Source organism: Mucilaginibacter sp. P4_E8, assembly GCF_056401495.1.
The window spans coordinates 1-7742 of the sequence record NZ_JBFUJG010000188.1 but is presented as its reverse complement, the minus strand read 5'-3'; the positions used below and the strand labels follow the sequence as shown (position 1 = coordinate 7742).

General features: G+C 41.0%; 5 protein-coding genes. 4 read left to right on the top strand and 1 reads right to left on the bottom strand.

The genetic code is table 11. The annotated features are described in order from the left end of the window. Positions 1 to 56: 56 nt before the first annotated feature. From AC1DRQ_RS28130 to AC1DRQ_RS28115, 4 genes are all read left to right on the top strand, one after another. The gene (locus AC1DRQ_RS28130) at positions 57 to 4160 is read left to right on the top strand and encodes a PKD domain-containing protein (protein ID WP_477428930.1); all 4104 of its coding nucleotides are present in this window, start codon (positions 57 to 59) and stop codon (positions 4158 to 4160) included. 3 nt (positions 4161 to 4163) lie between these two features. After that, a complete protein-coding gene (locus AC1DRQ_RS28125) occupies positions 4164 to 5201 on the top strand; it encodes a PorP/SprF family type IX secretion system membrane protein (protein ID WP_429392630.1) in 1038 nt (345 codons plus the stop codon). Positions 5202 to 5398: 197 nt separating this feature from the next. After that, positions 5399 to 6031 (top strand): RNA polymerase sigma factor, encoded by a 633-nt coding sequence (locus tag AC1DRQ_RS28120; RefSeq protein ID WP_429392628.1) that lies wholly within the window; start codon positions 5399 to 5401, stop codon positions 6029 to 6031. Beyond that, a complete protein-coding gene (locus AC1DRQ_RS28115; protein ID WP_477428927.1) occupies positions 6028 to 7335 on the top strand; it encodes a hypothetical protein in 1308 nt (435 codons plus the stop codon). The genes AC1DRQ_RS28120 and AC1DRQ_RS28115 overlap by 4 nt, the downstream gene beginning before the upstream one ends. 92 nt (positions 7336 to 7427) lie before the next feature. Here the strand turns inward: AC1DRQ_RS28115 and AC1DRQ_RS28110 are convergent. Beyond that, positions 7428 to 7742 (bottom strand): Rossmann-fold NAD(P)-binding domain-containing protein (locus tag AC1DRQ_RS28110; RefSeq protein WP_477428925.1); only part of this gene is annotated, 315 nt, incomplete at its 5' end.

Sequence of the window (7742 nt, the reverse complement as noted above, 5' to 3'; positions counted from 1 at the left end):
GCTTAATGGACATAAACCTTTCTAAAAAATTATTTTTTTTAATAATTTTTAACTTATTGACTTTGGTTGTTACGGCACAAACCATTACCATTGGAAGTGTTGATGCCGGCCCATATGGTCAGGGCTCAACCATCAGTGTACCTATAAAGGTTGATGTTACTTCGGGTTGTTTGTCTACAACTAATGCATATAGACTTTATCTGTCTGACGCCAACGGCAATTTTGGTGCACAAAAAGAGATAGGCAGTATAAGCGGTTTTTATGCTACGTTTATAAACGGCACCATTCCCGCAGGAACACCTGCCGGCAGCGGTTATAAAGTAAGGGTTATTTCAACCGCTCCTGTAGTTACGAGCACAACCTCAACGGCCTTTGCCATCAATAGCGCAACAGGTGTTGTAGCCGGTGTAAGCTCACAGATCATTAATCCGCAATATCCGGAAGTGTTTGGTACGTGTAATGGTAAAGCAAACGGAACAACCGCATATACTTTTTTGAATGAGTCCTCGTCAGGGGCATCAGCAACTGTTACATTTTTTAATGATCTGGCGCAAACGGCCGAAGGTGGTACAGCCACGCTTTCGCCCAGTACCCTATTTAATGCAAAAGCTGCAAACTACACAGTTACTGTTAAGGCAGTCAGTAATGGTATTATAGGCACAAAATCATTCCTGCTTTTGAATAATGTTGTAAATACCAGTTTTGGTGTTACTGGTAGTACTACAATTTGTTTAGCTAATGGGGGTGCTTTAACTTTTAATGTTGATATAACATCGGCAACCGGTATACAAAATAATTATCCTGGTATTATTTATAATATAAAATGGGGCGACGGTGCTTCCAGTAAGCTTGCGCTTTGTGATATTATAGCACAAGGTGGTAAAGTAACTCATACCTATGCCGAGTCATCCTGCGGAAATAATATCAACGGAAAAAAGAATGTTTTTGAAGTGGATCTGCAGCCAGCAAGTACTTATTGCGGCAGTGTAGGTACACCGGTAACTACTTATGCAAAGGTTATAGCCCCTCCTGTAAATAAATTTGTAAGTGTAGATGCCGCCTGCGTTAATACTCCGGTCACGTTTAATAATGCTTCTTACCCCGGTGAAGACCCCAGCACAAACTCAAGCAGTTGTATTAACCCTAATGCTTTATACGCCTGGTATGTAGACGGTGACCCAAACCCCAAAGCGCAAAACTACGGCGCAACTCAACCATTCGTTTATACATTCAGTACAGCTGGGAAACATACTGTTAGGCTTGTAATGCAAAACCCGGCCGGATCATGCGTGCCGACCAGTGTTTCAACAGATATATGTATTCAAAACCCGCCTAAGCCTATATTTAATTTCCCTGTAAAAACTGGTTGTGGCCCCTTGACCTTAATACCTGCCAATACTTCAGTAATTGATGCCAATTGCGATGTGTCGAATACTTTTTCATGGTTGGTTTCTGGTCCGGCTCCGGTTAATTTTGCTGATAATACTGATGCCACCAGCGCCGAACCACATTTTATTTTTACCAAGGCAGGCGTTTACCGGGTTAACCTGGTAATAAATACGAAAAGCTGCGGCCCGGTTACGGGTACGGAGCAAATTATAACTGTAGATGATGTTCCGGTAGCTCAATTATCTGGTGATGCATCAATATGCGGCATTAATCAAACATTTAAATTTAATAACTCCCCAGGCATTACCCGCACTACTTTAACGGGTATTGGTGAGCTGAAACCAGATTCCTATGTATGGACGGTAACAGGTGGAGCTTTTGAGTTTACCGGCGGGACAACAGCAAACTCGCAATACCCTCAAATATTATTTAAAGACGCGGCTAACTATGCAATTACGGTTGTAGCAAAGAATGGCTGTGGTGCACCGGCTACGGCAACCCAGCATTTAAATTTCCAGGTGTCGCCAACGCTTACCACTACTGCCGATCAAGTAAATATATGCGCAGGAGCAGACGTGATAGTTAGAGGAGAGGTTAAAAACGGTACTATAATCTCACAACATTGGTCTGGGGCAGGTACGTTTAGCGCTCCGGATGCACTATCTACAAGCTACTCCCCTTCGGCGGCCGAAATTGCTGCCGGAACAGCAACTATTGTTTTAACGGGCACCACATCGTTGCCTGCACCTTGTGATAAAGTAATAAGTACTGTTACTGTAACTATTGAACCACAAAATTCAATCACAAGTCCTTCGGTTGCTGCTACAGTATGCTCTGGCACCGCCGTTAATTACCATATAGATGCGTTAAAACCTAACAGTAACTTTTCATGGACGGTTGACCCCGACAAAACATCAGCATTTATAACGGGCTACGCATCAAGCGGCAGCGGCACTGTCATAAATGACATTCTTACCAATACCGACGCTAAAAATGCAGGTGTAGTTACCTATGTAATTCAAGCTATTGGAGGCAATTGTAATGGTAATAGTTTCGTACTAACGGTTCCTGTTGCACCAAATCAAATAACAGCAAGCTTTACCGCTAATATAACAGAGGGTTGCGGACCTGTAACCGTACAATTCAACAATACATCGTCGCCATTAGCAAACAGTAGCTTTACCTGGGATTTTGGCGATAATACCACATCAGCCGAAATTAACCCGCCTCATACTTTTGAACCCGATCCTGATGGTAAGGATAAAATTTATACGGTAAACCTCCTGTTAACAAATGCATGCGGCGTGGTTTCGGCATCGCCTGTAACCATAACTGTAAGGCCTCAACTACCAGTTGCACTCATTAAACCGGGGCAGCTAACCGCCTGTGCCCCATATGTACTAACGGTTGATAATAAATCGCCGGGAACCAATAAAAGTTATACTTATTATTTATATGACGGGACCGATCTGGTTCAATCTATTATTTTAACGGATAAAAGTGCGGCTGTTTTTAATGCTTTAAACCCAACCACTACCAAACAGTACAAGTTATATATGGTAGCCGAGGGATTTTGTAATAACACTCAGAAAAGTATTGAATGGCCCATAACAGTATCACCACCAACTTTTGAGGCCATTACGTTTATAAAAGATAATCAGAATAAGGGCTGCTATCCTTTTTCCACCAGTTTTGTAAATGCTTCTACCGGCGGCGAAAAGTTTATCTATAACATATATGATAAAGATGGGAATGCAATTGACCACAAGGATGCCGGTCCGTTGGGTACCATCCTACCTTATACATTTACCCAACCAGGTACTTTTTATGTATCCATAAGCGCGGCCAACAATTGCTCGCAAGTAGAATCAGATAAATCACTGAATGTAGTTGAAGTATATCCATTACCTATACCTAACTTTTCGGCCGATGCTACTACGGGATGTAGAAACCTATTAGTCACCTTTAATAATGAAACCCAGGCACCTGACGGAAATACACAAGCCAGTTCCTACAGTTATGACTGGGATTTTGGAGATGGAAGCCCGCACGCATTAGTACAAAACCCTCCGGCTCACTTGTATACGTATAGTAATTCATCTTATACCGTTACACTTGTAGTTACCAATTTAGCTACATCATGTACAGCTACATTGCGTAAAAATGCGCTGATCACGGTTAATCCGCCGCCTTTTACTGCATTTTCGGCCAAACCAGATTCGGTGATCAACATACCTAATTACCGTTTTTCATTTGTAGATCAAACTACCGGCGGGGCCAACGGATGGAAATGGGACTTTGGAGACGGACAAACATCAAACAATCAAAACCCGGAACATACTTACAGAGATACAGGTATTTATAAAGTAACACTTACAGCCACCAAAGGAGGCTGCGACAGTACGATCACACACAAAGTACGTATTACGGGCATACCGGGCCAGCTTTACCTGCCTAATGCCTTTATGCCAACCAGTGGCACTACCGAGCTCCAAAAATTTACGGCTAAAGGCTCGGGGATTAAAAGCTGGCATTTGCAGATATATAATAACTACGGACAACTGATGTGGGAAACCTCAAAATTAGCAGACCCAAAAGGAACCCCGGTTGATGGCGACGGATGGGATGGCACATTTAAAGGCACACCTGTACAACAGGGGGTTTACATTTGGCAGGCTTCTGCAACATTTATAAATGGTACCGAGTGGAAAGGCATGACCTATAATAACTCATTGCCTAAAAGAACGGGAACAATAAATTTAATAAGGTAGCAAATGCATAATTTGACAAAGAGGTATATTTTATTTTTTGTATTGCTGCTCATGGGCCCGCAAATATTTGCCCAGGACCACATGTATTCACAGTTTTTTAATTCGCCGGTATATCTTAACCCGGCTTTGAACGGGCAGTTTCAGGGCGATCTGCGTATGAACCTGATCTACCGTAATCAGTTTACATCGGTACCTGGTGGATTTAATTACGTTACCGCATCTATTGATTATAATATACCGCAATTTGGCGGAGGTATTGGGTTGATATTTACCCGTGGAAGCGAAGGTGCCGCCGGGCTTGTAAAAAACAATATTGCAGGAGTATATTCTTACAGTGTTGGTTCTGATGATTTTGTATTATCGTTTGGTTTACAAGCGGGTATCACCAACCGCTCGGTTAATTATAGCAGGCTGGTGTTTAGCGATCAGATAGATCCGCAGTTTGGTTATATTCCGGGTACACCAACATCTGCAGAACCACCGCTTTTTGATAACAGGTTTTATTTTGATGCCGGATTAGGAATTAACCTTGCCGTGAGCAGTTTTAATATTGGCGGTGCATTACAGCACGTTAACCGGCCAAATGAATCATTTACAGGTACACCAGCCAAATTACCGATGCGTGGCACAGCCCATATGAGCTATCGCCTTGACCTGAACCCTGACGCGAATCTTGATGAGGATGAAAAATCATTTCTGATCCCTTCGGTTATTTTATATAAACAGGCAAGCGCACAATCAGTAAATGCAGGATTGCAATTTAAACGTAAAAGCATCAACGCAGGTTTGTGGTATCGTACAAGTGGATCAGGCGGGCCGGGTGCGGTTGTGGTTTCACTTATATTTGATCTGTTTATTAATAGAGATGGAGGCGAAAAATTACGTTTAGGCGTAAGTCATGACGCACCTGCCGGGGGCTTAAATTACAGTAACACAAGCGGCTCATCCGAAGGAAGCATCGGGTACGAAACCACCCTTCCATCCCGCTCAGATACCTATCGTAAATTTGCCGGGTCACGCCGCTGTTATGATTTTTATTAATAACATCACCGTAATAAATTCATGGTTAACACTTATATTTGCCGTTTTTAATCCATCTACTAATAGTTATCTTTCTTGATTGATTTTTAGCTTTTATTAAAAAAAATAAAAAATCCGGGCAACCTTTTAATATTAGCTAACGTGATGACTATAAATAAAATAAATAGCAATAAACTTTAACCCATTAGCCCCTTTATATGGGAGAAGCGGAACTTCAACAATTAATTGCCGGCTGTTTGCAGCATAGCAGAAAAGATCAGAAAATGCTTTATAAAGCATTCTATGGTTTTGCTATGAGTATATGCCTGCGTTATGCCGGTAACCGTTATGAGGCTTCAGAAATTATGAACCAGGGGTTTTTAAAAGTGTTCACTAATTTGCATAAATATGATACCGACCGGCCTTTTATTGCATGGGTTGGCCGTATAATGATGAATACCTCGGTAGACTATTACAGAAGTAACTTGAAGCTATCGCTTACTGATGACCTGGAAGTTGCAGAAGAAATTGGTCATAATGATCTGCCCGATCAAAAACTTAACTATGACGATCTGTTAGGTATGATACAGCAACTGCCCAATGCTTACCGCACGGTATTTAATTTATTTGCTATTGAGGGGTTCTCGCACGATGAGATTGCATCCAAACTGAATATCAGTACCGGAACATCAAAATCAAACCTGTTTAAAGCGAGGGAAAAATTAAAAATTATGGTAATAAATTCCGGACGACTCCCGGATAACAATTCTGAAAACTCTATGCATAAAATTGTTGCCATAAGTGCTATCAGTATTGGAATGTCATATTTGATTGAATTAATAATGAGATGAAGGGGAAAAACGAAAATAAATTAGATCAGCTATTCAAAGACGGGTTATCCGGCTCTGAAGATCATATTGCTTTTCGTGAGGAGGATTGGACTTCTATGGAACGGCTGCTGGATAATAAACCCAGCAAAAGAGTAGTCATGATGAGGCGTATCTATTATGCATCAGCTATAGCGGCTATCTTACTGCTTGCTATTGGACTATTTTTCTTTAATAAAGACGACAAAACAGATTCAGCACAAAAAAAATTATATTCTAAAAGCAAAGCTAAACCTCAAGATAATAACGACCAAACCAGTAAGCCATTTAAAGATTCAATTTCGCATCTTCCGGCTGGAAATGAAAGTTTGGGTAGTAATAGTGTGCACAGTCAGGAAAAGAGATCGGGATCATCCTTACCTGCTAACCGGAATGGCCGTTATTTTCCTGGTAATGTAAAACAACAGGCAACAGAAACACCATCGGCAATAGCTAAAACGTCAAAGGATAATTTAACTAATAATGATAGCGCTATTAATAAAAGTAATAATATAGTTGATCCTTCAAAAATAGCATCAACCGAGAACCAAACACAAAATAACCTGGCAGTAACCGCGCAACCTGATACAGCTGCTACTAACGTAACAGCACCTGTTCAGCAAGTAAAAAAAGAGAAAGCAGAAAAAGCTTCAATTAAGCCGATATTAAGGACCGGGCCGCGTTTTACGCTAAGTATATTGGCAGCACCTGATATTAATGCTGTTAATTCGTTTAACAGAAACCAGGTAGGTACAAATTTTGGCTTACAGGTTGCAGTACACCTGTCAAAAAAATTCAGTGTATCTACGGGTGCAGCCTATGCAATTAAGCCTTATGAGGCAAGTGGCGGTCAATACAATTCAGCACTTTGGCAAGGTAAGGCAGTAGCCGACTTGCCAACAAACGTAGCGGCTAATTGCAAGGTTTTGGATATACCGATAAATGTTAATTACCGGTTTTACTCAAAAGGTAAAAATGCCTTTGCATTTGGTACGGGATTGTCATCGTACATTATGCTAAGGGAGAATTATCGTTTTGATTATGCGTATGAAAGTGGGTTACCTTCATATGATATCCAGATAGATAACCGTAACAAACATTGGCTTGGTGTGCTTAATATTAATGCCACTTATGAGCGTAAAATCAACTCTAAATTTAGTACAGTAATACAACCTTATGTTAAGCTTCCGCTTACAGGAATTGGGAACGGTCGTGTAGATCTTAAATCCACAGGTGTTGCGCTTGGTATTAGCTGGAACATTAACTCATCTTCTTTGAAGCCAAAATAATCATGTTATCACAGTAATAAGAAAGCCCCTTGCACTCAGTACAAGGGGCTTTCTTATTACTAAAGAGATAATTACTTAACAGATGAAAAACTTTACTGGGCTTTAGCGAGTAAAATAATATCCTTTCCATCCACAACCTTTTTACTATAACCCCGATTAGTCACATTGATCATAGCCAGCGCCAGTTCTTGCAGCGTACAAAATCCGGTGGGATATAAAGCACGGCCAATAGGGAACATCCAATTAATGTATTTATAATAACTGTGTGTATGTGATAATCCCTTTATGGGTTTAATAAAACCAGGGCGAAATGCAAACACTTGTTTGAAGGAAAGCTTCATCAGATCGTTYTCTGTTTTCCCTTTTACACTGGCCCAGCCATTGCCTTTTTCATTGCTATCGGTCCC